This window comes from Rhodopseudomonas sp. B29 (assembly GCF_000333455.1).
In the GTDB taxonomy this organism is placed as follows: domain Bacteria; phylum Pseudomonadota; class Alphaproteobacteria; order Rhizobiales; family Xanthobacteraceae; genus Rhodopseudomonas.
Genome location: NZ_BADD01000456.1, coordinates 1 through 25,748 on the forward strand (window position 1 = coordinate 1; position 25,748 = coordinate 25,748).

18 protein-coding genes and 1 pseudogene are annotated in these 25,748 nt (G+C 65.4%); 11 read left to right on the plus strand and 8 right to left on the minus strand.

Annotation, left to right across the window (positions count from 1 at the left end):
* On the minus strand, window positions 1–4,664 hold a 4,664-nt coding region (locus I5M_RS16180), incomplete at its 3' end, for a negative regulator of septation ring formation (RefSeq protein ID WP_022722345.1).
* Window positions 4,665–5,065: 401 nt separating this feature from the next.
* Here I5M_RS16180 and I5M_RS16185 point away from each other — a divergent pair.
* Window positions 5,066–5,422, plus strand: coding sequence for an Hpt domain-containing protein (locus tag I5M_RS16185; RefSeq protein WP_022722346.1), 357 nt, complete (start codon window positions 5,066–5,068; stop codon window positions 5,420–5,422).
* An 89-nt stretch (window positions 5,423–5,511) separates the two neighbouring features.
* The gene (locus I5M_RS16190) at window positions 5,512–5,832 is read left to right on the plus strand and encodes a 2Fe-2S iron-sulfur cluster-binding protein (protein ID WP_022722347.1); all 321 of its coding nucleotides are present in this window, start codon (window positions 5,512–5,514) and stop codon (window positions 5,830–5,832) included.
* A 149-nt stretch (window positions 5,833–5,981) separates the two neighbouring features.
* On the opposite strand, the gene I5M_RS16195 is transcribed toward I5M_RS16190, so the two are convergent.
* A complete protein-coding gene (locus I5M_RS16195; protein WP_022722348.1) occupies window positions 5,982–6,437 on the minus strand; it encodes a thioesterase family protein in 456 nt (151 codons plus the stop codon).
* Between the two features lie 162 nt (window positions 6,438–6,599).
* Between I5M_RS16195 and I5M_RS16200 the strand changes: the two genes are divergently transcribed.
* Both I5M_RS16200 and I5M_RS16205 read left to right on the plus strand, forming a co-directional pair.
* A complete protein-coding gene (locus I5M_RS16200) occupies window positions 6,600–7,628 on the plus strand; it encodes an NAD(P)/FAD-dependent oxidoreductase (RefSeq protein WP_022722349.1) in 1,029 nt (342 codons plus the stop codon).
* Window positions 7,629–7,910: 282 nt separating this feature from the next.
* Window positions 7,911–8,534 carry a DUF2147 domain-containing protein gene (locus I5M_RS16205; RefSeq protein ID WP_022722350.1) on the plus strand — a complete coding sequence of 208 codons (624 nt, stop codon included), beginning with the start codon at window positions 7,911–7,913 and terminating at the stop codon, window positions 8,532–8,534.
* A 107-nt stretch (window positions 8,535–8,641) separates the two neighbouring features.
* Here I5M_RS16205 and I5M_RS16210 read toward each other — a convergent pair whose 3' ends face one another.
* On the minus strand, window positions 8,642–10,663 hold the full coding sequence (locus I5M_RS16210; protein WP_022722351.1) for a hypothetical protein: 2,022 nt from the start codon (window positions 10,661–10,663) through the stop codon (window positions 8,642–8,644).
* A gap of 213 nt (window positions 10,664–10,876) precedes the next feature.
* On the opposite strand from I5M_RS16210, the gene I5M_RS16215 reads away from it, so the two are divergent.
* Window positions 10,877–11,368, plus strand: coding sequence for a DUF4760 domain-containing protein (locus I5M_RS16215; RefSeq protein WP_022722352.1), 492 nt, complete (start codon window positions 10,877–10,879; stop codon window positions 11,366–11,368).
* A 57-nt stretch (window positions 11,369–11,425) separates the two neighbouring features.
* Here the strand turns inward: I5M_RS16215 and I5M_RS16220 are convergent, their stop codons facing one another.
* On the minus strand, window positions 11,426–12,517 hold the full coding sequence (locus tag I5M_RS16220; RefSeq protein ID WP_022722353.1) for a UPF0104 family protein: 1,092 nt from the start codon (window positions 12,515–12,517) through the stop codon (window positions 11,426–11,428).
* A gap of 440 nt (window positions 12,518–12,957) precedes the next feature.
* Between I5M_RS16220 and I5M_RS16225 the strand changes: the two genes are divergently transcribed.
* Window positions 12,958–13,464 (plus strand): ferritin-like domain-containing protein, encoded by a 507-nt coding sequence (locus I5M_RS16225; RefSeq protein WP_022722354.1) that lies wholly within the window; start codon window positions 12,958–12,960, stop codon window positions 13,462–13,464.
* 67 nt (window positions 13,465–13,531) lie between these two features.
* Here the strand turns inward: I5M_RS16225 and I5M_RS16230 are convergent, their stop codons facing one another.
* Complete coding sequence (locus I5M_RS16230; protein WP_022722355.1) at window positions 13,532–13,972, minus strand: hypothetical protein; 441 nt, start codon at window positions 13,970–13,972, stop codon at window positions 13,532–13,534.
* A gap of 120 nt (window positions 13,973–14,092) precedes the next feature.
* On the opposite strand from I5M_RS16230, the gene I5M_RS16240 reads away from it, so the two are divergent.
* Complete coding sequence (locus I5M_RS16240) at window positions 14,093–14,692, plus strand: hypothetical protein (protein ID WP_031336655.1); 600 nt, start codon at window positions 14,093–14,095, stop codon at window positions 14,690–14,692.
* 15 nt (window positions 14,693–14,707) lie between these two features.
* On the opposite strand, the gene I5M_RS16245 is transcribed toward I5M_RS16240, so the two are convergent.
* Complete coding sequence (locus I5M_RS16245; RefSeq protein WP_031336657.1) at window positions 14,708–15,238, minus strand: histidine phosphatase family protein; 531 nt, start codon at window positions 15,236–15,238, stop codon at window positions 14,708–14,710.
* A gap of 90 nt (window positions 15,239–15,328) precedes the next feature.
* Between I5M_RS16245 and I5M_RS16250 the strand changes: the two genes are divergently transcribed.
* The 4 genes from I5M_RS16250 to I5M_RS16265 all read left to right on the plus strand — a co-directional run bounded on the left by I5M_RS16250 (window position 15,329) and on the right by I5M_RS16265 (window position 20,850).
* On the plus strand, window positions 15,329–16,780 hold the full coding sequence (locus I5M_RS16250; protein ID WP_022722358.1) for an FAD-binding oxidoreductase: 1,452 nt from the start codon (window positions 15,329–15,331) through the stop codon (window positions 16,778–16,780).
* A 118-nt stretch (window positions 16,781–16,898) separates the two neighbouring features.
* Window positions 16,899–17,396, plus strand: a complete 498-nt coding sequence (gene msrB, locus I5M_RS16255; protein WP_022722359.1) for a peptide-methionine (R)-S-oxide reductase MsrB — start codon at window positions 16,899–16,901, stop codon at window positions 17,394–17,396.
* A gap of 249 nt (window positions 17,397–17,645) precedes the next feature.
* On the plus strand, window positions 17,646–19,142 hold the full coding sequence (locus tag I5M_RS16260) for a glycosyltransferase family 39 protein (RefSeq protein WP_244432019.1): 1,497 nt from the start codon (window positions 17,646–17,648) through the stop codon (window positions 19,140–19,142).
* 169 nt (window positions 19,143–19,311) lie between these two features.
* Complete coding sequence (locus I5M_RS16265; protein ID WP_083909594.1) at window positions 19,312–20,850, plus strand: caspase family protein; 1,539 nt, start codon at window positions 19,312–19,314, stop codon at window positions 20,848–20,850.
* A gap of 11 nt (window positions 20,851–20,861) precedes the next feature.
* Here the strand turns inward: I5M_RS16265 and I5M_RS16270 are convergent, their stop codons facing one another.
* Together I5M_RS16270 and I5M_RS34250 are read right to left on the minus strand one after the other, a co-directional pair.
* Window positions 20,862–21,164, minus strand: coding sequence for a hypothetical protein (locus I5M_RS16270; protein WP_307706393.1), 303 nt, complete (start codon window positions 21,162–21,164; stop codon window positions 20,862–20,864).
* A gap of 114 nt (window positions 21,165–21,278) precedes the next feature.
* Window positions 21,279–25,514, minus strand: a pseudogene (locus tag I5M_RS34250) (ATP-binding protein).
* Window positions 25,515–25,748 lie beyond the last annotated feature (234 nt).

The following is a 25,748-nucleotide window of genomic DNA, read 5'->3' on the forward strand; positions in this document are numbered from 1 at the left end:
ATACGGTCGATGTCGAGCGCCCGATCCTCGGAGGCGGCGAGCGATTCGTCGAGCATGCAGGTGAAGCGGCCGAGCCGCTGATCGAGATAGGCGGTGCGCAGATCGATGGTGGTGATCAACGATTCCAGCGCTTCCTTGCGGTCGCCGACCGAGTTCGCGGCATTGCTGTTGCTTTGCTCGATCAGGGCGGCGGCGTCGGCAAGCGCCTTGCCGTGGTCGTCGAACTGCGTCGCCAGCGCGCCGAGATCTTCCAGCGCCTGCGCGGTCTTGCCGTGGAAGGCGGTGAGCTGATCGTCGAGCGCCTGGGTGGTGGCGCCGCTGCGGGCGTTGACTTCGTTCATGGTCGTCACGAAGTCGGCGACGCGGGTCACCAGCGCGCGTTCCAGCGAGTTGAGGTTCTCGTGGGCGCCGGTGAGGACTTCCTGCAGCAGGATGTTGCCTTCGCGCAGCCGCTCGAACAGTGCCACCGTGTCGGTGCGCAGGATCTTGCTGGTCTCCTGCATTTCGGTGACGGCCGCGATCGAGACCTGGCGGGACTGATCGATCGCCGAACGTGACGCCAGTTCGAGGTCCTTGAGCGATTTGTTGATCGCGCCGGTGGCGAGATCGCCGGCGCCGGTGATGGTACGCGCCACCTCGGTGCCGTTGGAGACAATCGAGGTCGAGAACGCCTTGCCGCGGCTCTCGATGGCGCCGAGCGCCGCCGAGGTGACGCGGTCGATCTCGACGGTGAGCTGGCTGGTCTTGCCGCCGATGGCTTCGACCAGGACGCCGCGCTTACTGTCGATGATCTGCGCCAGGCGCTCGGCCTGCTGCTGCACGTAGTTGACGATCTCGTCGCTCTTGGCGGTGATGGTCGAGCCGAAGCTGCCGCTGGCGGCGAACACCGAGCGCTCGATCTCCGCGGAGGTCGACTTGATGCGGGCGCTGACCTCGTTCGAGGTCGCGACCAGCGTGGTCTGCGCCGCCTGGGCGCTGACCTGGATGTTGTCGGTCGTGTTGGCAGCGACGGTCGCGAGCGTCCGCTCGATGTCGGCAGAGACTGCCCGGATCTGGCTCGCTGCATCCGCCGAACTCGTCGTCAGCGTGCTGCGAACGTCGTCGGCGCTGCCGGCAATGGCCGCAGCCGTCGCCTGGCCGACGGCGACCAGCGAGCGCTCGACGTCATGCGCCAGCGACTTGACGTGCGAGGCGGCTTCCTCGGACGCGCTCACTAGTGAAGTCTGCGCCTCGCGGGCGCCCGACACCACGGATTCCGCCGTGCTGCGGCCGGCCGCGATCAGCGTGCGCTCGACGTCGAGGGCCAGCGACTTGACCTGGTTGGAGGCCTCGGTCGAACTGGCCACCAGCGTCTGCTGCGCCTCGCGCGCACCGGCGACGAGCGCGCCGGCGGTCGACGAGCCGACCTCGGCCAGCGTGCGCTGAACATCGGCGGTCAGCGACTTCACCTTCTCCGACGCTTCTTCCGAGGCGGCGATCAGCGTGCTGTGCGCGGTACGGGCACCGCTCACCACCGAATCCGCAGTGGTGTTGCCGGCGGCGAACAGGGTGCGTTCGATATCCGACGACAGCGAGCGGATCTGGGTCGCAACCTCGCTCGATGCCGAGACCAGCGCGGTCTGCGCTTCCCGGGCACCCGACACCAGCGAGGCGGTGGTCGAGGTGCCGGCGTCGGTCAGCGTGCGCTCGATCTCGCTGGAGAGCGAACGGATCTGGCTGGTGACGTCTGTCGACGTCGACACCAGCGTGGTCTGGGCCTCGCGGGCGCTGTGCAGCACCGACGCCGCGGTGGTGCCGCCGGTGTCGGTCAAGGTGCGCTCGATATCGGCCGACAGCGACTTGATCTGGCCGGCGATCTCCGAGGAGGTCACCATCAGCGTGGTCTGCGCCTCGCGGGCGCCGGCGAGCACCGACGCCGCGGTGGCGGTGCCGGCGGCCGACAGCGTGCGCTCGACATCGTCGGACAGCGACTTGATCTGGGCCGCCGCTTCGCTCGAAACCGCGACGAGCCGCGCCTGAGCTTCGGTGGCGCTGGAGACGACCGAATTGGCGGCGTTGGCGCCGACCGTGGTCAGCGAGCGCTCGATCTCTGCCGAAGTGAGCTGCAGCTGCGTGCCGACCTCGTTGGAGACCGACAGCATGGACTCGCGGGCCGAGCGCGTACCGATCTGGATGGTCTCGCTGGTGCTGGTGATCAGGCCGGTGAGCGAGCGTTCGGCATCGGCGACATGCGCCTTGATGCCGGACGACAATTCCTCGGCACGCGCCATGAGCAGTTCGCTGGCCTCGCGCCCGGTGGTTTCGAAGCGGCCGGCGACGGCCTCGACACGCGAGCCGAGCAGGTCTTCGAATTGCGTGACGCGAGTGTCGATGTCGTTGACGACGGCGGCGACGCGGCCTTCCAGGCCCTCGTGGATCTCCTGGAAGCGGGCGGTGACGGTCGCGGCGAGTTCGTTGCTGCGATGGTCGATGGTTTCGGTCACCGCACCGATGCGCTGGCCGATCGCGCTGATCGCCTGGGCGCTGCCTTCGGTGAGCGTGTTGGTGAGGTGCGTCAGCCGCGAGTCGATGGACTCGATCGCCTGTACCGCGCCGGTGGTCAGCGTCGTGGTGAGATGCTCGATGCGCGTATCGATGACTTCGGTGACGGAGCGGGTGCGGCCATCGAAGCTCTCTTCCAAAGCGCGGAGATGGTTCGTGACCTGATCGTCGAACGCGGTGACCTTGTGGCCGATCGAGCCTTCGAGACGATCGACGCTGGTTTCGAGCGCGTGCACATGGCCGGCGATCTGGCCGTCGAACGCCGCGATCTTGCCGCCGACCGAGCCCTCAAGGCGATCGACGGTGGTCTCGATCGCGCGCGCATGGCCGGCGATCTGGTCGTCGAACGCTGCGACCTTGCCGCCGATCGTGTGGTCGAGGCTCTCGACGGTCGAGGCGAAGCTGGTTTCGAGCCGGATCAGACGCTCGTCGAGCGTCGCCGTGAGGGTCTGGCCGCTCGCGCTGACGCGCTCGTCGAAATTGTCGACATAGGTCTTCAGCGTCTCCGAGATATCCTGAGTACGCTGGCCCATCCGCTCGACGATCTCGCCGCCGAACGTCTTCACGGTGCGGTCGAATTCGGAGATGTGACGGGTGATGAGGGCGCCCAGCGTGCCGGAGTCGCGGGCGAAGCGCTCGGCGAGTTCGGCGCCCTGCTGCTTCACCAGATCGTCGAAGGCGCTCATCTGGACGCTGAGGGCGTCATGCGCATTCTCGGTCTGGCCGACGACCTTGGCCACCAGCGTGTTGACGGTGACGTCGAGCGCTTCGCTGGCCTTGTCGCCGCTGGTCAGCACCTGCTCGGCGAGCCGGTGGCCGGCGTCGTCGATCTTGGTGACGAGATCGCCGCTGCGCAGCTCGAGTTCGAGCAGCAGCGAGTCCGACGAGTTCTTCAGGCTGTCGTGGACCTGCTCGGTGCGCTCGGAGATGCCGTCGACGATGCTCGACGAACGCTGCTCGAATTCGCTGGTGATGCGATCGAGCCGTTCGTTGAGCATTTCGTGGACGCGGTCGGCGAGTTCGACGAACTCGTCGTGGACGTGACCGGTCTTGAAGTTGAGGCTGGTCGTGAGACGCTCGCTGGCTTCCAGCACCGCGCGGGTGGTCTCGCCGCTGGCTTCTTCGAGCCGGTCGAGCAGATCGCCTCCGCGCTCGCCGAGCGCCAGGATCATGTTGTCGCCGGCGTGGCTGAGTGCGCTGGTGATGTGGGCGCCGCGCTCTTCCAGCGCGCTGGTGATGCTCTTGGCGACGTCGTCGACGCGCGACGCGATGGCGTCGGAGATCAGCGCGATGTCTTGGCGCAGATCGATCTGCACGCCGCTGATCGCGCTGCGCACCTGCTCGGCCTGACCGACCAGATTGTCACGCTGATGGGCGATGTCCTGCAGCAGCGCGCGAATACGGACTTCGTTGTCGGAGTAAGCGCGCTCCAGTGCCGAGACCTCGTTGGCGACCAATGTCTCGAGTTCGCCGGCACGTGCGATCGCGCGCTCGACGCCGTCGCCCATTGCCGCCACTTCGCGGCGAATGGCCTGGCCGACGGTGACGATGGAATCGCTGGCGGCGATTTCGGGCTCGGAGAAGCGGATCGCAACCTGGGCCATCGACTGCGCGATCATGCGCAGCTCCTGGCCGCGCCACACCAGGCTTGCCAGGAAGAAGAACAACATCACGGGGGCGAAGAACAGCGCGGCGAGACCGGCCAGCGCCAGCGCGCCGCCGGAGCCCTGGCCGACCAAAGCCTGCAGCGACGGCAGGAAGCTGACGGTCAGAATGATGCCGCCGAAGATCCAGACGCCGGCGAAGATGCTGGCGACGGTGTAGACGTTGCGGGCAGGGCGGCCCTTCTGCAGGGCCTGCAGCAGCTGGCCGATGGTCTCGCGGTCGTCATTGGCGGGACGGCGAGCGAAATCGAGGTCGGAAGACGGCGCGAAGCCGGGCCGCTCCATGCGCAGGTCGGAAGCCGATTGAGACAGGTCGGACGCAGCCGAAACCGGCGCGTCGTCGGTCCGGACCGAGATCTGATCGTCGCCGGGCGGCGCGTCGCTGATGTTCAGGGCTTCCTGAATTGCGGACAGCGCGACTTCGGTCGGATCTTTGATCTTCTTGGGATTGTTCGCCATGTCGGTCTACGCCCTTGTCCTACGCACGCCACTGGGCTGCCGGCCCCACAGCCCGCAAATCCCGCCTGGTGCAAAAAGCCGGCGCAATTGAACCCCGTCGCCGCCGTGCTTTTGTCCGCCACTTCCTCCAACATCCTATTGGTTCAGTCCGGCGAATGAAATGGTTCCGGTTAAGACTTTCTTAATCATCGTTAACGGGAGTTCCCGCTAACCCTTTCGGATAACGTAGAAAAACCTGTGGGCGGCGATGGACGCGGGTAAATTGCCGAAAATTCGCCTCCAATGAGGCGATTGCGGCCTGAAACGTTTCGTTAACCATTTCCATGGTTGGCTTCCCGAAATCGAGCATTTCGAGCCGCCGGGGAAAGCCATTGTCGCTGCAACTAGACGGGATTGCCTGGATGCCTTCGCCGCCGCTGGTGCCCGACTATGCGCCGATCGACGAGGCGCATCTCGACGCCATGACGCTCGGCGACACTCGCCTGCAGCGCGAAGTCCTGACCATGTTCGCCGCGCAGTCCGAAGACCTCGTCGCCCGGCTGGCCGGCTGGCCGGCTGATGCCGCGGCGCTGGCTCACACCCTCAAAGGCTCGGCGAGGGCGATCGGCGCGACCGCGGTGGCTGAGGCGGCTGCCGAATTCGAGGATGCGCTGCGCCGCGGGGAACCGGCGGCGGAAGCGCTCGCGGTGCTTCAAGCGGCGGTGGACCACGCCCGCGTCGCTATCGACGAACGGCTGGACCGGCCCGACGGCTTTTGACGTGGCGGTGCTGGCGAAACGCCGGCCGACCCGCTATAGGAGCCGCATCACCCCCATCCCGAACGAGCGTGAGCGTCCGACGAGCCATCATGTCCAAGATCAACTTTGTCGATTCATCCGGAGAGACCCGCACTGTTGACGTCGAGGACGGCGCGACCGTGATGGAAGCCGCGATCCGCAACGCCATTCCCGGCATCGAAGCCGAATGCGGCGGCGCCTGCGCTTGCGCGACCTGCCACGTCTATATCGACGAAGCCTGGCAGGAGAAGTTCGGCGGCCCGTCGCCGATGGAAGAAGACATGCTCGACTTCGGCTACGACGTGCGACCCAACTCGCGGCTGTCGTGCCAGATCAAGATGACCCCGGAGCTCGACGGTCTCGTGGTTTCGACGCCGGAGCGTCAGGCTTAATTCAGCCGCAGCGTCTCCTGCGCAAAGACCGTCATGCCCGGGCTCGTCCCGGGCATCCACGTTCTTTGGACGACGTCGCGAGGAAGACGTGGATGGCCGGGTCAAGCCCGGCCATGACGAACAAATTAGCGCCCACCAGTTCTTAGTGGCTACACCCGATCCACGCCGCGCAGCCACCAGCGCGCGAAATTGGCGATCAGCGGCTGCGTCAGTGGCGTCGGCTTGCGGGTTTGCAGATCGACCAGCACGGTGACGGCGCGCGCCGAGGCGACGCAGGCTCCTTCCGAAAACACCACCTGATCGAAGTGCACCGAGGTGCGGCCGAGTTTGACGACGCCGACGCCGAGTTCGATCTTGCCCGGCCAATGCAGTTCGGCGCGGAAGTGGATGTCGAGCCGGACCAGCACCCAGCTGAGCCCGTCGGGGATCAGCGCGTGCGACGGATCCTTCACGAGAGTGACCCGGCCGGTCTCGAAGTAGCTCGCATAGACCGCGTTGTTGACGTGGTTGTTCGGATCGAGATCGGCGAACCGCACATTGTCCGAAAGTCGGTAGGGAAAGTCGTCGAGGACTGGCTGGGCAGTGTCTTTGGAACGCGCGGTCAAGGGCCTGTTGCTCCGGGCTTTTGCCTTCCATTGAGCCTAGTTCTTGAGCTAGAACAAGGTGTCTCAGCCGTTTTGTGGCTTTTCTCCCCCGCCCGGCTTGGCTAGACAGGCCGGCGCCCGGACCGTCCGCGTCCGAACATTTCAACCCGAAAAGAACGAACGATGACTGAAGCGATCAAAACCGATGTGCTGATTGTCGGCGCGGGCCCGTGCGGACTGTTCGCCGTGTTCGAACTGGGCTTGCTCGATGTGAAAGCCCATCTGGTCGACATTCTCGACAAGGTCGGCGGCCAGTGCGCCGAGCTGTATCCGGAAAAGCCGATCTACGACATCCCGGGCATTCCGATGATCACCGGCCACGGGCTCACCGAGAGCCTGATGGAACAGATCAAGCCGTTCAACCCGACCTTCCATCTCAACGAGATGATCGAGACGGTCGAGAAGATCGGCGATCCGGAATTCCGCGTCACCACCGACGCCGGCACCGTGTTCGAGTGCAAGGTGCTGGTCGTGGCCGCCGGCGGCGGTTCGTTCCAGCCGAAGCGGCCGCCGGTGCCTGGCGTCGAGGCTTACGAAGGCAAATCGGTGCACTACGCGGTGCGCAAGATGGAAGACTTCCGCGGCAAGGACATCCTGATCGTCGGCGGCGGCGACTCGGCGCTCGACTGGACGCTGAACCTCAACCCGATCTGCAAGAGCATGACTCTCGTGCATCGCCGCGACGATTTCCGCGGCGCGCCGCACAGCGTCGAGCAGATGCGCCAGCTCGTGGCCAGCGGCAAGCTCGATCTCAAGATCGGCCAGATCACCGAGCTGCAGGGGGCGAATGGTCAGCTGGAGAGCGCGACCATCAAGCTCAACGACAACACGACCGCGCAGATCAAGTGCGATGCGATGCTGCCGTTCTTCGGCCTGACGATGAAGCTCGGCCCGGTGGCGAACTGGGGCCTGCATCTGGAGAACAATCTGATTCCGGTCGATACCGGCACGTTCGAAACCAACGTCCCCGGCATCTTCGCGATCGGCGACATCAACACCTATCCGGGCAAGCTGAAGCTGATCCTCTCCGGCTTCCACGAAGGCGCGCTGATGGCCCAGAAGGCCGTCAAATACGTCTACCCGGACAAGCGCGTCGTGTTCCAGTACACGACCTCGTCGACCAATCTGCAGAAGAAGCTCGGCGTGAACTAAGCATTCGGCACACCATGCGATGGATGAAAGGGCGTGCAGACGGCACGCCCTTTTGTTTTTGAAGAACCGGAACTGTGGCTGGCCTTGCCGGTTCGGCGGAGATACCCGGCAGGCGGACGGCTTTGAGGCGAGAAGCGCGATCGGACGGGTGCCTCGCCCTAAAGAACCAAACTCGCCGCCGCGCCGTCATAAAAACGCGCGCATCGCAACGTGAGTTGCGCGCTGGATTACCGGACTGTTCCGCCCTATGTTTGGCACAACCCGAGGTTTTAGGTGCTTCTCATGATGACTGCTCGACCGATCCGCCTGGTAGCGATGGCGTTCGCAGCCAGCCTTGCCATGCTCACTGCGGCCGCTGCGCAGCCCGCTGCTGGCGAAGCCACCGCCGTTGGGCTGTGGCAGCGGGTGGAGAAGCCGCAGACCTGGGTGCTGATCCTGGATCGCGGCAACAACACTTATGAGGGTGTCGTCGTCAAGACGTTCCCCGATGCGAGCGGCAAGCCGGGCGAAACCATCTGCCGGGAATGCAGCGACGACCGCAAGGATCAGCCGATCCTCGGCATCTCCTTGATCCGCGACATGAAGCGGAAGGGCCGCAAATACGAGGGCGGCACCATCCTCGATCCGCGCAATGGCGACGTCTGGAGCGCGATGCTGACCATCAGCCCCGACAACCAGACGATGACGCTGCGCGGCTATCTGGGCACGCCGATGCTGGGCCAGGACGACACCTGGAAGCGGCTGCCGGATACGGCCGTCGCGCAGATCGATCCGGCGATCGTCGCCAAATTCATGCCGGAGCGCGCCGCCGATGCGGGCGTGCCTCCCAAGGCGGCGACGACGGCCGTGGCGAAACCCAAGGCTGCGCCGATGGTGCCGAAGGGGACGATGGCGCCGGCAAGGTAACGCCGCCCGTCGCTCCGCGAGACCACAACGCAAAACGCCGACCCTCGGGTCGGCGTTTTCTGTTTGGGCGCGAGGCTGGCGGTCGCGGCCGCTGCGCGCGACGGGCTTCACTGAGGCGGCGGCAGCGGCCGGGTGACGACGTCCGGCCCGGCGTCGAGCTGCAGCACGGCTTCGGCCGCCGGGACCGCGGCGTCGGCCATGGCGGCATGACCCTCCGCCGTCGGATGCACGGCGCCGCCATACACGGCCGAGACCACGCCCCAGGTGGCGTCGTGGATATCGGCCGGCTGGACTGCGGCTGACAATCCTTGTGGATAGGTCATCGCTGCGAAGTAACTGTCGTTGGCGTCGCGGATCCAGCGCGCGCGCGGCAGGTAGGCGCGATAGTTGCTGGCGCCGTAGCCGCATTTCATCGGCGAGTTTGCGGCCTGCACGATGTCGGTCTCGAAGCTGTCGCCGGTCGGCGAGAAGCAGGTGCGGTCGAACTCCGGATCGGTTTGCGCCCGGGCGCAGAAGCCGTGGTCGGCGAAGGCGCGCTGATGCGCATCGACGAAGCTCATGCGCTCGCTCTGCGGATCGCGGCACAGCACCCCGCCGGTGCACTGCGCCAGATCCTTCAGGCGCGGCAGGAATTCATTGTCGACGAACGAGGTGACGGCGGCGAGCCGGGTCGGATCGGCGTTGAAGGAGGGATGGATATCGAAGCCGGCGGCGCCGCCGGGGCAGGGCTGGCCGCCGGCGAGTGCCGGGTCCGCATAGGTGACGAACACCACGCGGGACAGATCGTCGACAATGCCCTTCAATGCGCCACGCAGCTTGGCGAAATTCTGCGGCAGAACCTGGCGTAGTGCCGTCCGTGAATCCGCCAGCGAGCCGATGACGCCGGAGCGGCGGAACAGTGCGCGCTCGGTCGGTGAGTCGACGATGACGTCGGCGACGAGGCCGGAGAAGTTGATGTCGTTGGCGCCGATCGACAGCAGGACGAGATCGAGATTGCGCGACGGCTGGCGTTTTCGCGCGGCGGCGAGAGCGTCACGCAGTTCACCGAGCTGACCCGGAACGCTGGTGGGACAGGCGGCGCCCGGCCGCGGGATGAAGCATTCGCGCGCCGACTGCGATCCGAAAAGGCCGTCGGTGATGGTGGCGCCGCTGCAGGCCAACGGCAGATAGGTGACGGCGATATGCGGGTGGCGCACCGCCAGTGCCAGCGCGGTGCGGGTCTGGTAGCTGTACAGCGAACGATGGCAGGCGGCGTTGAACCATAGCGCCGAGTGCTTCTGCCAGTTCGCCAGGGTGTCCGGCGCCTCGCAGGCGCGGCCACCTTTGAACCCGGCGCGGCTCGGCCTGTAGAACTGCGGCACGCTGCTGCCGATGTAGGATTTGAAGCAGAAGCCGTCGTCGGACAGCGCGATGGCGCGGTCGGGATTGCCTTCGCCCGAGCCGATCGAGTCGCCGAGGCCGGCGACCAGCAGGTCGCGTACCTCGATCGGCGTCGTGACGCGCAGCGGCGCGTCCGGCCCGGCGGTGATGTCGACCGTGGCGATCGTCGGCTTGCCATAGCGGGCGCGGAAGTTGATCGGTTCGGCGCAGTCCTGCGTCGAGTTGCGCGGCCCGTCGCCATCATCGAAGGTCCAGGCGCAGACCGCGCCGACCGGGATGGCACCGGTCAGCCGCACCGTCACCGGATGCTCGGTCGGGGTCAGATAGCTTTCCTTGACGCCGTCGCGGGTGCAGGGCTGATTGATCTTGCCGGTGAGATCGATGCACAGCCGGTTGACGACATTGCGAGCCCAGCCTCGGCCTTCGCTCTGCCCCTCCAGTGCTTGCTCGGATGCCAGCACGGTCAGCCCCGACAGCGCCTCGACCTGCTCGCGGAAATCACGCTCTTCACGGAACAGCCGGAAGCGGTTGCGCACCTCCCAGCTGATCTGGATCGAACCATCGGTGACCGGCACCGCAGCCAATGCGGGGGCTTGAGTCGGGGCCGCCCCGGTGGGCGCGGCCGCAGCCGGAGCCTGTGGGTCGACCAGCGGAGTGGGCGGCTGCACCTGGGCGGCAGCGGGTGCGCAAAGACCAGCCGCCACGATCAGCAGCACGGCCGGCAAACGAAACGCGATCAGCTTGGACATGCGGCCTTTGACGCTGCCCTTGGGGCGAAAATATGGGTACAAAGGGTGTGTGTCCGCAGATTGAAGCTTTCGTGCCACCATTGACCGTGCAAGTCGCCGTGACTACTTTTATTGCAGCATTGACCGGTCGTTAACCGGGCCGCATCAAACACGAGACGATGGAGACCGCGATGACACATTGCAGGATCGCCGAGGGTGACGGTGGGGGCTAGGATGCCCTGGCTGACCCAAGATCAGGTCCAAAATTACGGCCTCTGGCTCCAGTCAGGGGCCATTTTCTTGAGTTTCGTTGGCGTTATCATTTCCGCCATGGTCACCCGCGGGGTCGCCCGCCGCCGCGCCACGCTCGACTTGATCATGAGCGAGCAAACGACCGAATTGATGATCGAGCTCAGGAAGAAGTTTCTCGCGCTCAAAAGAGACGGCCAGCTCGTCAAGTATGCGATGTCGGATCAGATGACGAGTGAGGAAGCAGCGGTCCTTCGTGCGACGCTCAATCGCTACGAACTGATCGCCATCGGCATTCGCGAGAAGACGCTGAACGCCCGTGTCTACCACAGTTACGGGCGGTCGACGCTGGTCGGGGATTGGATCGCCTGCAAGCCCTGGGTGGTGCAGCGGCGACAGACCATGAATAATCCTAAGCTCTACGAACATGTCGAGGCTCTCGCCAGGAAATGGGCGAAGGCTGGTGAGAACTGCTGAGCCGGATCGGTCCGACGTTTCAAAAGACAGCTGATTTGAAACGTCAGCGTATCCGCCTCAGAGCTTCGAGGAGCGCTGCGGCACGGCCTGGCGCACCGGCGCGGCGGCAGGGGAGTGATGGCTGTGCGCCGTGTGCTGGTGGTCTGCGCCGCAGGCATTGCGCCGCTCCTGCCACGGCTTGATGACGCCCAGCCAGATTTCACGCACGCCCATGATCGAGATCGCGACGCCGAACGGCAGCAGGAAATACAGCACGCGGTAGATCAGCAGCGTGGCGATGATATCCTCGCGCGGAAACATCGGCAGTGCCACCAGCATCGCGGCGTCGAACACGCCGAGCGAGCCGGGCGCGTGGCTGGCAAAGCCGAGCAACGTGGCGAGGATGAACACCACCGCCAGCGAGACGTAGTCGATATAGGGCTGCGACGGCATCAGCAGGTACATCGCCAGCGCGCAGAAGCCGAGATCGACGACGCCGATCAGCACCTGCACCAGCGTCAGCTTGGCCGACGGCAGCACCACTTTCCAGCCGTTCTGGCCGAGCTCGCGGCGTTTCTTGCCGGTGGCCAGCCAGACGAAATAGGCGGCGATGCCGAGCAGGCAGGCGACGCCGATCAGGCGGTTGATCTCGTTCGGCAGCAGATCCATCGAGCTGGCCGCGGCCGGATGCCAGATCATGCCGATGCCGAGCACGAACAGATTGCCGAGCCAGAAGGTCAGGCCGGAGATGAAGCAGATCTTGGCGACGTCGATCGCCGACAGGTCGTAGTCCGAATAGATGCGGAAGCGGATGGCGCCGCCGGTGAAGACCGTGGCACCGAGATTGTGGCCGATCACATAGGAGGTGAAGGCCGACAGCGCCGCGATGCCGTAGGGCACGTGCAGCTTCGCGATCGTGCGCAGCGCGAAGAAATCGTAGAAGGTCAGCGTACAAAATGCGCCGACGACGCACAGTGCTGCGAGTCCGATCTGAGCCGGCGACTTGTCGGTCAGCGCGGTCAGGATGACGTTGGCGTCGACGCCCTTGAGGGTGCGGATCAGCGACGAAACTGCGAAGCCGATGATCAGGATGCTGGCGGCGATGCCGACACGCTTCCAGCCGATATACCTCTTGAAGCCCCGCCCCATCGCGGTCAGCAGTCGATGCATTCGTCCTCCCGACAGGGGGCGGCAAACCTTTGAGACGACCGTGCGTGAAGCATCACGTACCGTCCGGCTCCTCTTACGTCCGATCCCTTAGGGCAAAATCGCCCTGTGACGCAATCCATCTGACCGTCGCGATCCGTGCGACACGTCAGCAGGCGCTTATCAATGAGACTGCCCGGCTCCGGTGCCCTTGACCTCGCGCAAAGGAGGTAGCGGAAACCTGTTTCCCGGCATCGGCATGACGCGCGCTCGCGAATGCGAACCTGTTCAGCGCATATAGGCAGCCGTTCCGTTCCCGCTACACGTGCAAATCAGCCGGTGCGTTCCAAGGAACGGGCACTGCATTGCCCGGTTAACGATGTGCAGCTCGCGGCAGCGTCGCTCGAAGCGCAGCGCACAGTCCGCAGAACATTCCCCGATCAAGCAATCAAAGAGGCCTCGCAATGGGACTTTTCACCAAAGATATCAAGACGATGGATGACCTTTTCATTCACCAGCTCCAGGACATCTATTACGCCGAGCAGCAGCTCGTGAAAGCGCTGCCGAAAATGGCCGAGAAGGCCAGCGATCCGCAGCTCAAGCAGGGTTTTCTGACCCATCTGGACGAGACCAAGGGTCATGTGCAGCGGCTGGAACAGGTGTTCCAGATGCATGGCGCAAAGGCCAAGGCGGTCGATTGCCCGGCGATCGACGGCATCATCCAGGAAGCCAATGAGACCGCCGGCGAAGTCGCCGACAAGACCGTGCTCGATGCCGCGCTGATCAACGCCGCGCAGGCGGCGGAGCACTATGAGATCGTGCGCTACGGCAGCCTCGTGGCATGGGCCAAGCGGCTTGGCCGCAACGACTGCGCCGCCATCCTGCAGAAGACGCTCGATGAAGAAAAGGCCACCGACGGCAAGCTGACGCAACTCGCCGAGAGCAGGATCAACCTGCGCGCCGCGAGCTGATCGAGGCTCGTACCGTTCGACCTGAGGCATAACGCCGCGCCAGCCTCTGGCGCGGCGTTGGCGTATTTCAGCCTCTGCGCAGTGCAAAATAAGCGCCGCAAAAGGCCGTCAAAGCGCCGAGCCCCAGCGTCACGAGCCCTGCGATCACCCCCGCCGCAAACGGGACGGTGGTCGGTGCTGAAGCCGCCTGTCCGGCGGCCGCCAGCACGACCACTCCGATCACCACAAGAAATTGGCGCATGCGCGGCGGGATTTGTCCGGCGGCGGCGTGGTGCATCAGCGTGGCCGTCAGATATCCGCCGGCGAAACCCGCGGTCGCGATCAGCCACCAGGCCAGCGCTGCGCCGATCGGCATGATCTCAGCCATGTCGGAGCGCCACAACCCGCCGAGATCCAGTCCGACGCGCTGCCCCAGCATGTGCAGCGCCAGCGCCAGCAGCACGCCCATGATCACGGCGCCCGCCAGGATCAGGCGGCGCGGGAAGGTGAAGGTGTCGGATTGTGCCATGTGGTCTCGCGATCGGCCGTGAGCTTATGGAGCACAAGGCCGGGGGGCAACTCAGCTTCGTCATGCCAGCGACGAAGCAAGCGCATTGCATCGCTGCGTTCGCCCTGCAATAGCCAGATGATGAAGCCGTCGACCGATCCGACCGATGATATGGAATTATCCACTCCCCGCTACGCCTACCGGGCGTCGCTGGTCGGGGCCGCTCAGCAGTACGAACTCACCGAAGCCGGGCTGTCGTGGCAGATCGGCGGTCGCTCCGGGTTGTGGCCCTACGGGTCGATCGCCAAGGTGCGGCTGAGCTTTCGGCCGGTGTCGATGCAGTCGCGCCGGTTTCGGGCCGATCTGGTCGATCAAGCGGGCCACAAGCTGCGGATCCTGTCGACCTCCTGGCAGACAGTGGCACTGATGGCGCCGCAGGATCAGGCCTATCGCGCCTTCATCGTCGAATTGCATCGGCGCATGCAAGCCGCCGGTAGCCGCGCCGAGCTGGTCGGTGGCTTGCCGCCGTTGAAGCATACGTTCGGCCTCGTCGGTGTCGCACTTGTGGCTGCGGCGCTGTTAGGGTTGTTGGCGCGCGCCGTCGCGACCGGCCAATGGGGCGGCGCGGTTTTCCTGATCGGCTTCGCCTGCTTGTTTCTCTGGCAAGTCGGCGGCTTCATCCGCCGCAACCGGCCGCGCAACTACACGTTTGAAATGCTGCCGGCAGACCTGCTGCCCTAGTCCCGTTCGTCGCCGCTACTTGGCCTCGCGCAGCAGCTTCGGGGTGACGAAGTGCTGCAGCTTGCCGCCGCCGAAGCCGGCGTCGGCCCAGTCGGCGATCGGGAAGTCGATCACCGCCACCGCGGAGGTCGGCATGTTGCCGGCGAGCACCCGGCGGTCCGGGCTGTCGCCCATGCAGGTCAGCCCCAGCGCCAGCTCGTGCACGCCGGGGTTATGTGCCACCAGCATCAGCCGGTTGATGCCGGCCGATATGCTGCGGATGGCCTGCAGCAACTCGGAAGCGCTGGCGTTGTACAGATCCTGCTGATGCTCGACCTGCGGCTCGTACGACGTCGGCATCGTGCCGGACATGATGTCCCAGGTTTCCCGGGTCCGCGCCGCGGTCGAAACAAGCACCTCGTCGGGCAGCAGATGGTGCCGCACCAGCCAGCCGCCGATGACCGCAGCATCAAGACGGCCGCGTTCGTCCAGGCGGCGGTCGTGATCCTTGCCGCTCGGCGCGTCGGTTTCGGTCTTGGCGTGACGCAGCAAAATCAGGCGGCGCATGGGGTCCTTTCGGGCGACGCCCTGCGGATTAATCGAGAAGCGCGGCGGCGACAAGGTGACAAGCGCCGCGCCAATTCGATATGACACGACATGACCGCCGCCGCGACAGACCCAAACGACGGAACAGACGGTTCGGTGCCCGAGCTGCCTCCGGTCCCCGAGCGGCCGGAAGAGCCGCACGCCCGGCTGACGTTCGACCTCGACGTCGACGTCTGCGTGGTCGGCGCCGGTCTGGCCGGCCTGTCGGTGGCGCTCGAGCTGGCGCAAAGCGGGCTCAGCGTCGCCGTCCTGGAAGGGCGCCGCGTCGGCTGGAACGCCTCGTCTCATCATCTCGGCAGCGTCACCCCCGGCTACGGCGTGCCGCTGGACGAGCTGATCGACCGGGTGGGGCCGGATCATGCCCGCAAGCTGTGGGTGCTGTCGCTGGGCGGCATGGAAATCGTCCGCCAGCGCGCCGCGGAGGCGGCGATGGCCGGTGTGATGCAGTCGGCCGGTGCGCTCGAAGTCTCCAATGTCGATATCGGTGACCGGCTGATCGCGCGGCTGCAGACACTGGGAGCCGAATTCGGCACCGATGTCGAAGGCTGGCAGGTCGAGCGGGTCCGCGACGTGCTCAAGACCGACCGCTACTTCCACGCCATCTCCTATCCGAATGCTTTTCAGATCGACGGTCGCCGCTACATCGCCGGCCTCGAGGCCATGGCGCGCCAGGCCGGGGTGCGGATCTTCGAAGAGACGGCGGTCATCGGCATCGATTACTCCGGCGTGCGCAAGCGGATCGCGACTCCCAATGCCAAGCTGCGCGCCGCCGATGTCGTGCTCGCCGGCAATGTGCATCTCGGCGCCGCTGCGCCGCGGCTCAGCGACACGCTGCTGCCGGTGTGGCGCTACGCGGCCGTCACCGCGCCGCTGGGCGAGCGGCTGGCCGAGGCCATCGCTTTCGCCGGCTCGATCGCCGACACCGACGGTGTCGATCACTATCGCATCGTCGAAGGTGACCGGCTGCTGTGGGCGAGCGGCGAAACGACGTTCGAGATGGCGCCGCGGCGGCTCGCTGGGATCATCCGCCGGCGTATCGGTTCGGTGTTTCCGCAACTCGGCAAGGTCGAGATCAGCCAGACGTTCGGCGGCGTCGTCGGCCAGACGGTGCACGGCATGCCGCAGATCGGCGAATTGCGCCGCGGCCTGTGGGTGGCCAGCGGCTTTGGCCGGCAGGGTCTGGCGGCCACGGCGGTCGCGGGGCGGCTGATCGCCAACGGTATCGTCGACGGCGATGACCGCTGGAAGCTGTTCTCGCCGTTCGAACTGGTTTGGGCCGGCGGCGAGGTCGGCCGGGTGGTCGGGCAGGGCGTGTTTCTGGCGGCGCGGGAGAGCGCCTTGGCCGCGGGAGTGCTCGCGCGTTACCGCGAGCGCGCCGCGGGACGGGCACGGATCAAGGAGGCTCGGCTCGAGGCGGCCAAGCGCCGGGCGGTGATGCCGCGGGTGCCGCGGCCGGCGCCACGTCCGCATCCGGGCGAGGGCGGTCAGGACGCAGCCGAATAGTTGAGGGGCGGGTGGCCTGCTCGCGACAATGTGAGCCCGCGGCGTTGCCGGCGCTGTAACGTCACGATCACAGCCGCGTATCTGGGACGTATCAGTTCATCGCTCGCACGGAGCCGCCATGATCGACCGCCGCCTGCTGCTCGCTTCCGTTACGCTCGCCGCCGCCTTTGGCTTCCGCTGGCTGCGGCCGGAGAAGGCCCACGCTGCCGAGAAGTTCGAGATCGAAAAGACGCCCCAGCAATGGCGCGCGCAATTGACGCCGGAGCAGTATCATATCCTGCGCGAGGAGGGCACCGAGCGCCCGTTTACAAGCGCGCTGCTCAGCGAACATCGCAAGGGCACCTTCGCCTGCGCCGGCTGTGACCTGCCGCTGTTCTCTTCGGAAACCAAATTCGACAGCGGCACCGGCTGGCCGAGCTTCTGGCAGCCGCTCCCCAACGCGGTCGGCGAGCGTCGCGACACAACGTTCGGCATGGTGCGCACCGAGGTGCATTGCCGGCGCTGCGGCGGTCATCTTGGCCACGTGTTCGACGATGGCCCGAAGCCGACCGGCCTGCGCTATTGCATGGACGGCATTGCGCTCAGCTTCAAGCCTGCGACGTCGAACGCAACCTGACGCAGACATCGTTAGAAGCATTCCGGCGGTCGCCTGTTGTCGTTTGCCGTACGGTTCCTTTCGCCTCCGCGGTCGCTCGAGCCGGACGGTGAGTAGCGGAAACCCCGATGGCACAACGCTGAATCATTTTTTTGTCCAAGCGTCTCAACGGCGGCGGCGTCAGCGCCAAAAGGCCTGACGCCGATTGACATTGTTGAGAAGCGCCCGCATCAAGCCGCCACATTAACATTTGGAAATGTGGCGGCTGGCGTGATCGAACGAACCCTCTCCCGATCCGGTTTTTCTATCGGGCTGTTGTCGGTTCTGGTCGCTGCGGTGCTGCTGCCGGTCGCTCTGTCCGCGCTGGCGTTCCCGACGCCGCTGTACGACACGCGCGAATTGATCGCCTGGGGGCGGCACTTCCCGTGGATCACGCCGGTGCATCCGCCGATGATGGTGTGGGTGGGCGGGCTTGTCGATGCGGTTGCCGGTCCGTCCGGCATCGCGATGGTGCTGGTCGGGCAGCTGCTGCTCGCGGTCGGTCTGGCCTATTCGTATGGCGTGCTCCGGCTCGTGACCGAGCGCGGTATCGCCGCCTTCGCGACCGTATTGGCCGGAACCTCGCTGTACGCGGTCGTCGGACCGCTGTCCTGGGCGCTGAATGCCGACATCCTTCAGCTCACCTCGTGGCCGGCGGTGATCTATCATTTGCTACGCGCCCGCAGCACCGATCGCTGGCTGCACTGGATTCTGCTGGGCGCCTGGGCGGCGGCGGCGGCGCTGACCAAATACAACGCGTTCGTGCTGTTCTTCGGCATCGCCTGCGCGTTACTGGCACTGCCGACGTTTCGTGTACTACTCCGTCGGCCGGGGTTCTACGCGGCGGCGCTGATCTGTGGGTTGCTGTTGCTGCCGCATGTGCTGATGGTCTACCGGTTTCACACCACGCTGACCTACGGCAGCAAGCACTTCCATGGCTTGAGCTCGCCGCTCGAGACGGCGAAGCGGGTCGGGTGCCTGCTGCTCGGTTATCTGCCGATGCTGCTGCCGGGCGCGTTGGTGGTGGCGATCGGGTGCTGGCGCGGCGCGCTGGCGCTGCGCCTGCAGCGCTTCGCGGTGCTGCGCGACGAGGTCAAATTCCTCGTCCTCGTCAACATCGCGATGTTCCTGCTGCTGCTCGTCTTCGTCGTGCTGCTCGGCCTCCAATACATCGTGCGTTACGGCGCGCCGTTCGCCCAGATGGCGATGCTGGCGCTGGCGCCGATGCTGGACTGGCGGCCCGGGCGGCAGATCGCGGGCGAGCGTCACACCGCAGTCGCGCTCGGCGGATTCTACGCTGTCGCGGCGACGGCTGCCTGCGTGGCTTATCTGGGGTTCTTCTCGCACAGCGGACTGCAAGAGCCGACCGCGGCGGCGGCCCGCGCCATCATGGCCGACTGGAATAGTCGTTATCACTGCGGACCCGGTTACATCCTTGGCGACCGCCAGACCGTCTACGGCGTCGGCATCGCGGCCGAGCCGAAGATCGATTCGCTGGCGGTCGAGTACATCCCGCGGACGCCGTGGTTCGATCCCGAAATCGTACTGTCGAAGGGAGCCGTGCTGGTCTACTCGCTGCCCAGCGTGCCCGATCAGTTCGCCGCGCTCTTCCCGGAGATCAAGATCGGCAAAGAACGGCAGATTACCTTGCCGGTACTTCGAACGATGAGCGGCAAGACGAAGACCTACACCTATCGCTTCGTGCCGCCGGGCGATTGCCGTAACTAGACCGGCCGTCCGACCACTCCGCTCCGGGCCTTTCACGCTATTTTCTCCACGGCCGCGACCGGCTGATCGTTCCTGTTCGCATCCCTTGGCTCGACCGGCCATCAACTCCAGCTTGATTTCGGGGGCGTCAGGCCGTTTAGATCAAGCCTCCATTTTTAGCGGATTACCCATGTTTCGCGATCGTTTTGGTCTGCTTTTTTGCAGCCGGGGTTCTGAGTTGCGGTGCCTTTTGTCGCCGGCACTTGCGCTCGTGCTATCTGCGCTGTTCTTCATGTCACCGGCCTGGGCCGGCGAACAGAGTTTCGACTACGCGCAGTGCCGCGGCGCCAAGGACCCTGCCGACAAGCGCGCGGCTTGCACGCGTGTTTTGAACTCGGATGGGGCGGCGCGGCAGAAGGAGCGCGCGTATAACAGCCGCGGCTTGGCCAACATGGCTCTGAAGGACTACGGGGCCGCATTGAGAGACTTTTCCAAAGCGGTCGAGTTGGATCGGACGAATTCGGGATACATCGACAATCGGGGATCGGCGTATTTTGCATTGGGGCTCTACGACCGCGCGCTCGCCGACGCGGAGAAAACGGTCGCGATGAGCCCTAAGGCCGCCTTCGGCTACGCAGCGCGCGGACGGGCTCATCGAGAGATGGGCTCATACGATTCTGCCATAAAGGATTTCTCCCAAGCTTTCGTTTTGGATTCGAACTGGACCGATCTGCTGTTGGATCGGGCTCTTGCCTACGAGCTCGCCGGTCGTCCCGAGATGGCGGCCGCGGACTACGACAAGGCAGTGGCCTCGAGACCAGATTTCTGGTGGGCGTTTCGTCAGCGAGGGATGTTCTGGCAGAGATCCGGGAATTTCGAGAGGGCGGCCGCGGATCTTGAAATCGCGCGGCGATGGTTACCCGAGGACTCCGAGCTGGCTTCTGCGATAAATCGCTTGAAGCTAAGCACGCCGCCGCCGGCAATGCAGAAGCAGGCGAGTGCCGCATCTTCTGCGACCGTCGCTCCGGAGACACGGGTCGCCCTTATCATTGGAAATTCCGATTACCGATACGTACCGCCATTGGCCAACCCGAAGAACGACTCGTTGAGTCTGGCGGCCGCTCTGCGGCAACTGGGATTCACTACAGTCCTGGTGAAGGAGAACCTCACTCGCGAACGTCTCGTCGACGCGATCAGGGAGTTTGCCGCCGCCGCAGATTCCGCCGATTGGGCCGCGGTCTACTATTCCGGGCACGGAATAGAGTTGGGTGGCGTCAACTACATGATTCCTGTCGACGCACAGCTGCGCCTCGATAGGGATGTTGACCTCGAAGCCGTGGAAGTCGGAAAAGTCCTGAGTGCGATCGAGGGTGCCAAAGGGTTGCGATTGGTAATTCTCGATGCTTGCCGGGACAATCCGTTCGCCAATCAGATGCGACGAAGCCTCGCCAGTCGCTCCATCGGGCGCGGTCTGGCTCGAATCGAGCCGGATGCCGGAACTCTGATCGTCTATTCGGCGAAACATGGCGAAGTCGCCTTCGATGGCGAAGGCAGTAACAGCCCGTTCGTCAAGGCGATGTTGGATCGGATCGGTACGCCCCACCTGGAAATTCGTCGGCTGTTCGATCTGGTCCGGGACGATGTGATGACCTCCACCCGTGGGAAGCAGCAACCTTTCACATACGGGTCATTGTCCGGAAGCCGCGATTACTTCTTCGTCGCCCGTTAGGCGCATGCTCGCTATTGGGCAAGCGCGCGCCACTTTTCCGCGGCTTCGATCGCCATCGGCCGCAGCCGGTCGGCGGGCTGGCCGCGGTTGAGCGCCTTGGCGTATTCGCAGATCGCCATGAAGGTCGAAGAGCGGGCTTCGTCGACCGCGCAGGAATGCGCCTGCCGGCTGCCGTGGAAGTACACGATCAGGTGCTTCAAAGCACCGACCGCGGCTTGCGGTTCGGCCTCTGCCGCCTGCTCCAGGCAGCACAAAACCTGCTCGGCGATCTCGGCCTCGCTCATCTCACGCTGACGCTGCAGGGATGCTCGCATTGGGGAACTTGGCTCGGCGGGGACCAGGAACGCAGATCAGTCCGTTACCACGCGGGCCGGGCGCCCGGTCATGATCTGCCTCAAGCCGGCAGACACAAATCCTTGAGCAGGCCGTCACGCCCGCGCCGTCATGGCGCGGCGCAGGATCTTGGACAGGTCTTCGACCGAATACGGCTTGTGCAACAGCTCGAAACCGTGGCTGTCGTCGTCGGCCAGTACATGGGCGTAGCCGGAGTTGAGCACGATCGGTAGCTCGGGCAGCCGCTTGCGGATCTCGCGGCCCAGCGCGACGCCGTCCATGCCGGGCATCACCACGTCGCTGAGGACGAGATCGAAGCGTCCGGCGTCGTGGTCCAGCAGTTTCAGCGCCTGTTCGGCCGAGGTGGCGAGCACCGTCTGATAGCCGAGGTCGTGCAGCAGTTGCGTGGCGAACTCCCCGACTTCAGCGTTGTCCTCGACCACGAGCACCCGGCCGCGCTGGTTCGGCTGCGTTTCCGCACGCGTGGCGACGTCGTCGGGCTGAGCTGGCTTGTCGCTGAGCGGCAGCAGCAGTGTGATAGTGGTGCCGTGTCCGACCTCACTATCGACGCGGACGTCGCCGCCGGACTGCTGCACGAAGCCGTAGACCTGCGACAGCCCGAGCCCGGTGCCGTGGCCGATGGCCTTGGTGGTGAAGAACGGCTCGAAGATGCGCTCGATCTGCTCCGGCGGGATGCCGCAGCCGGTGTCTGTGACCGATATCGCCACGCAGGCACTTCCGCCTCTGTCGACGCGGGCCGCCTTGATCGTGACCGAGCCGCGCCCCGGCAGTGCGTCGCGCGCGTTGGCGACCAGATTCACCAGCGCCGCTTCGTACTGATTGACGTCGGCCTCGACCGCGAGCGGCCGCTCGGTCAGGTCGAGCGTGAGGGTGCCGCGCGAGCCGAGCGCGGTCTCGAGCATTTCGGCGATGCGCTCCAGCCGTTCGGCCGCGTCGAAGACCTGCTTGTTCTGGGCGTGGCGACGCGCAAAGGTGAGAAGCTGCGCCGTTAGTTTGGCGGCCCGGTCGGCGGTATCTGAGATCGCGTCGATGTAGCGACGCGTCCGGTCGGGCGGCAGTTCGCGTCGGCGCAGCAGATCGGCCGACGAGCGGATCACCGTCAGCATGTTGTTGAAGTCGTGGGCCACGCCGCCGGTGAGCTGGCCGATCGCTTCCATCTTCTGCGCCTGGCGGAACGCGTCTTCGGCCTTGCGCCGTTCGGTGATGTCGATCGCCTCCGGCACGATGGCGAGGACTTTGCCGTCGGCGGCGAGGACGGGGCGCATCTGGAAGTCGAGCCAGCGCCAGCCGTGCGCCGGCAATTCGACGTGCAGTTCATGCCGGACCACTTCGCCGCGCGCGGCTTGGGCAAATTTGTCCCGGATCAGCTCGGCCACGCCTGGGGTGCCGGTGAACCACGGCGTCTCCCAATATTTGCGTCCTGACACCTGTTCGGAGGTGGCGCCGATCGCTGCGAGAGCCGTAGCGTTGCAATCGATCAGCGTGCCGTCGAGCGATACGAAGCATTGATAGGAGTAGCTGGTGCCGAAGATCGAGCGCAGCCGCATTTCTTTCTGCTGCAGCTCGGCGGTGCGCTGGGCGACTTCTTCTTCGAGCCGTTCGTTGAGGTCGCGCAGCGCCGCCTCGGCCTGGCGGCGGTCGGTCACATCCTGGAAATACACCGAGATGCTTTCGCCGTTGGCCGGCGACACCCGGACATCGTACCAGCGACCGGTCGGCTCGTGATAATTCTCGTAGGCTGCGCCGATGCGTTCTTCCATGGCGCGGCGGAAATGGGTTTCAGTGTCCGACCCCAGCGTCTCAGGATAGACGTCGAAGTAGTACCTGCCGATCAGTTCCTTGGCCGAACGTTCCAGCATGCGTTCGGCGGCGGCATTGACGTAGGTGAAGCGGAATTTCAAATCGAGCGCGACAAAGCCGTCGCTGATCGTCGCCAGAATGCCTTCGGCGCGCTCGCGCGCCACCTGAGCTTCGCGCCGCAGCGCATATTCGTTGCGTAGCGCCTCTCGCCGGATCGTGGCGGTATCGAGATTGCTGCGCACCCGCGCCAACAACTCACGAGCGCTGAACGGCTTGCTGAGATAATCGTCGGCGCCGGCCTCGAGGCCTTCGACCTTGGCTTCTTCACCGGCGCGCGCGGAGAGGAAGATCACAGGCACGTCGGTGAGTTCGGCATCGTTACGCAGCGCCTTGAGCAAAGCGAGGCCGTCGAGCCGCGGCATCATGATGTCGCTGAGGACGAGGTCGGGGCGCTGCCGCCACGCCGCCTCGAGCGCCGCTTGGCCGTCGGCGACGGCTTCGACCGCGTAACCGTCGCCGAGCAGGCGTGAGATGTAGTCGCGCATATCGGCATTGTCGTCGGCCAGCAGCACGCGGGGGCGGCCAGCCCGCCCGCCCAGGGTATCGAGGCCGAGATCGTCGGGCGAGGAGGCCGGCGGCGTGTCGCCGCCGCCATCGCCTTCCAGCCAGCCCAGCGCTTCGTCGAGATACGCCTGGGCCCGGACATTCGTCGACACCTGCAGCGGCGCATGGCGCGGCTGATCGGCCGGCAGATGCGCGGTGCCGAACGGCACGGTGATGTGAAGGTGCTGCCGCGCCCCGGTTCGCTGTCGACTGTGATCGTGCCGCTGTGCAGCTTCACCAGCTCCTGGACCAGCGCCAGGCCGATGCCCGAGCCTTTCAATGGAGCGGCCGCGCGCACCGTCGATGCGGCGGAAGCGTTCGAACAGATGCGGGATCTCCTCGGCCGGGATGCCGGTGCCGGTGTCGCTGACGACCACTTCGGCGGATGCACCATCCGCGGCGGCGCGCACGCTGACGCCGACCTCGCCTTGGAAAGTAAACTTGAAGGCGTTGGAGAGCAGATTGAGGACGATCTTCTCCCACATGTCGCGGTCGACATAGACCGGCTGCGGCAGCGGCTGCTCGTCGATGATCAGCCGCAGACCGGCCTTGTCCATTGCGGAGCGGAAATTCGAGGCGAGTTCGGCGGTAAACGAGGAGAGGTCGACAGGGGTGAACTGCGCGGTGACGCGGCCGGCCTCGATGCGGGCGAAATCCAGCAGCGTGTTGACCAGCTTCAAAAGGCGCAGGCCGTTGCGGTGGGCAATTCCGAGCAATGCCCGAGACGACTCTGTCAGGCTGTCCTGGCCCAGCGTCTCTTCGAGTGGACTCAGCATCAGCGTCAGCGGCGTGCGAAACTCGTGGCTGACGTTGGAGAAGAACGCGGTCTTGGCCCGGTCGATCTCCGCCAGGGCTTCGGCGCGGCGACGCTCTTCCTCATAGGCATCGCCGTTGCCGATGGCCGCCGAGATCTGCCCGGCGACCAGCAGCAGGAAATCCTGATAGGTCGCGTCATAGGCCCGAAACGGATTGAGGCCCGCGATCAGAAAGCCGGAGCGGCCGGTTTCGCCGCTCGAGGCGATCGGCAGCACAATGGCTTTCTCGGGCGGCTGGCGCCACCCGCCGGATGGAAACTCGAAGCCGAACCGGCCGGTGAGATCGGGGACGACACAGGGCGCGCCGAGCTGCTGGGCCGCCCCGATCGGCCAGCCCTCGTCGCCGGCGCCCATCGACAGCGTCGCCTTTACGCCCGGATGGTCGCGCTCGATACCCGACAGGCCGACGAGTTCGGCCGTCGCGCCGCCCGGCTCGACCAGATAGACCATCGCGAACGGCAGATCCCGCGGATTAGTGGCGAGCGCCCCGGCGCTCCGGCTACAGGCTTCGATGACGCTGCGGGCGATCGAAGCCGACGAGGCGAGTTCGCTGAGCAGCGCGAGTTGCCGCTCGCTGATGACCCGCTGGGTATCGTCCGAATTGGCGCAGAAGATGCCGCCGGGCGTGCCGTCGTCGGTCGGGATCGGGCTGTAGGAGAACGTGTAGTAAGTCTCCTCCGGAAACCCATTGCGCTCCATGATCAGGAGCTGGGCCTCGACATAGGTGCCTTCGTGGCCGCCGCTGGCCTTCGCCAGCATCGGTCCGATATCGTCCCAGATCTCGCTCCACACTTCGCAGGTCGGCCGGCCGAGTGCCCATGGGTGCTTGCCGCCGATGATCGACTTGTAGGGATCGTTGTACATGTAGATCAGCTCACGGCCCCAGCCGATCCAGATCGGCTGCCGCGAGGTCAACATGATGCGGACTGCGGTCTTGAGCGCCTGGGGCCATTGCTCCGGAGGGCCGATCGGCGTGCCCGACCAGTCGTAGCCGCGCATCATCTGCGCCAGCTCGCTCCGCCCCAGGAACAACCCTTCGCGGCCGGCAGGCTCTTGGCCGGAGGCACCTTCCGGCGCTGCAAACTCGGACAACTGGCTCCCCAACCGCACTTTCGCTCGAGCCCCACAACGCGGGTCGGGTCCCGAGGTTCCGTGATCGTCAAATGAAATTGACGTTTTGGGCGTTCAGGATCGGCTAACCACGTTCCAATCTGCGCAGCGGGCGCGGGAGCGCGGATCGAAATACCGCGTTGAGTTGCAGCGACCGGCAGCTGCCGCCCGGTCGCGCCGCCGATCAGTCCGGTTCGGGGAAACGCCAGATTGATC

Excerpts from the sequence above, each read along its gene's own strand:
- I5M_RS16265 (WP_083909594.1), top strand. The coding sequence starts at position 19,312 with ATGTTTCGCGATCGTTTTGGTCTGCTTTTTTGCAGCCGGGGTTCTGAG.
- I5M_RS16185 (WP_022722346.1), top strand. The coding sequence starts at position 5,066 with ATGCCTTCGCCGCCGCTGGTGCCCGACTATGCGCCGATCGACGAGGCG.
- I5M_RS16250 (WP_022722358.1), top strand. The coding sequence starts at position 15,329 with ATGACCGCCGCCGCGACAGACCCAAACGACGGAACAGACGGTTCGGTG.
- I5M_RS16220 (WP_022722353.1), bottom strand. The coding sequence starts at position 12,517 with ATGCATCGACTGCTGACCGCGATGGGGCGGGGCTTCAAGAGGTATATC.
- I5M_RS16210 (WP_022722351.1), bottom strand. The coding sequence starts at position 10,663 with ATGTCCAAGCTGATCGCGTTTCGTTTGCCGGCCGTGCTGCTGATCGTG.
- I5M_RS16205 (WP_022722350.1), top strand. The coding sequence starts at position 7,911 with ATGATGACTGCTCGACCGATCCGCCTGGTAGCGATGGCGTTCGCAGCC.
- I5M_RS16240 (WP_031336655.1), top strand. The coding sequence starts at position 14,093 with ATGAAGCCGTCGACCGATCCGACCGATGATATGGAATTATCCACTCCC.
- I5M_RS16190 (WP_022722347.1), top strand. The coding sequence starts at position 5,512 with ATGTCCAAGATCAACTTTGTCGATTCATCCGGAGAGACCCGCACTGTT.
- I5M_RS16245 (WP_031336657.1), bottom strand. The coding sequence starts at position 15,238 with ATGCGCCGCCTGATTTTGCTGCGTCACGCCAAGACCGAAACCGACGCG.
- I5M_RS16215 (WP_022722352.1), top strand. The coding sequence starts at position 10,877 with ATGCCCTGGCTGACCCAAGATCAGGTCCAAAATTACGGCCTCTGGCTC.
- I5M_RS16225 (WP_022722354.1), top strand. The coding sequence starts at position 12,958 with ATGGGACTTTTCACCAAAGATATCAAGACGATGGATGACCTTTTCATT.
- msrB (WP_022722359.1), top strand. The coding sequence starts at position 16,899 with ATGATCGACCGCCGCCTGCTGCTCGCTTCCGTTACGCTCGCCGCCGCC.
- I5M_RS16230 (WP_022722355.1), bottom strand. The coding sequence starts at position 13,972 with ATGGCACAATCCGACACCTTCACCTTCCCGCGCCGCCTGATCCTGGCG.
- I5M_RS16270 (WP_307706393.1), bottom strand. The coding sequence starts at position 21,164 with ATGCGAGCATCCCTGCAGCGTCAGCGTGAGATGAGCGAGGCCGAGATC.
- I5M_RS16200 (WP_022722349.1), top strand. The coding sequence starts at position 6,600 with ATGACTGAAGCGATCAAAACCGATGTGCTGATTGTCGGCGCGGGCCCG.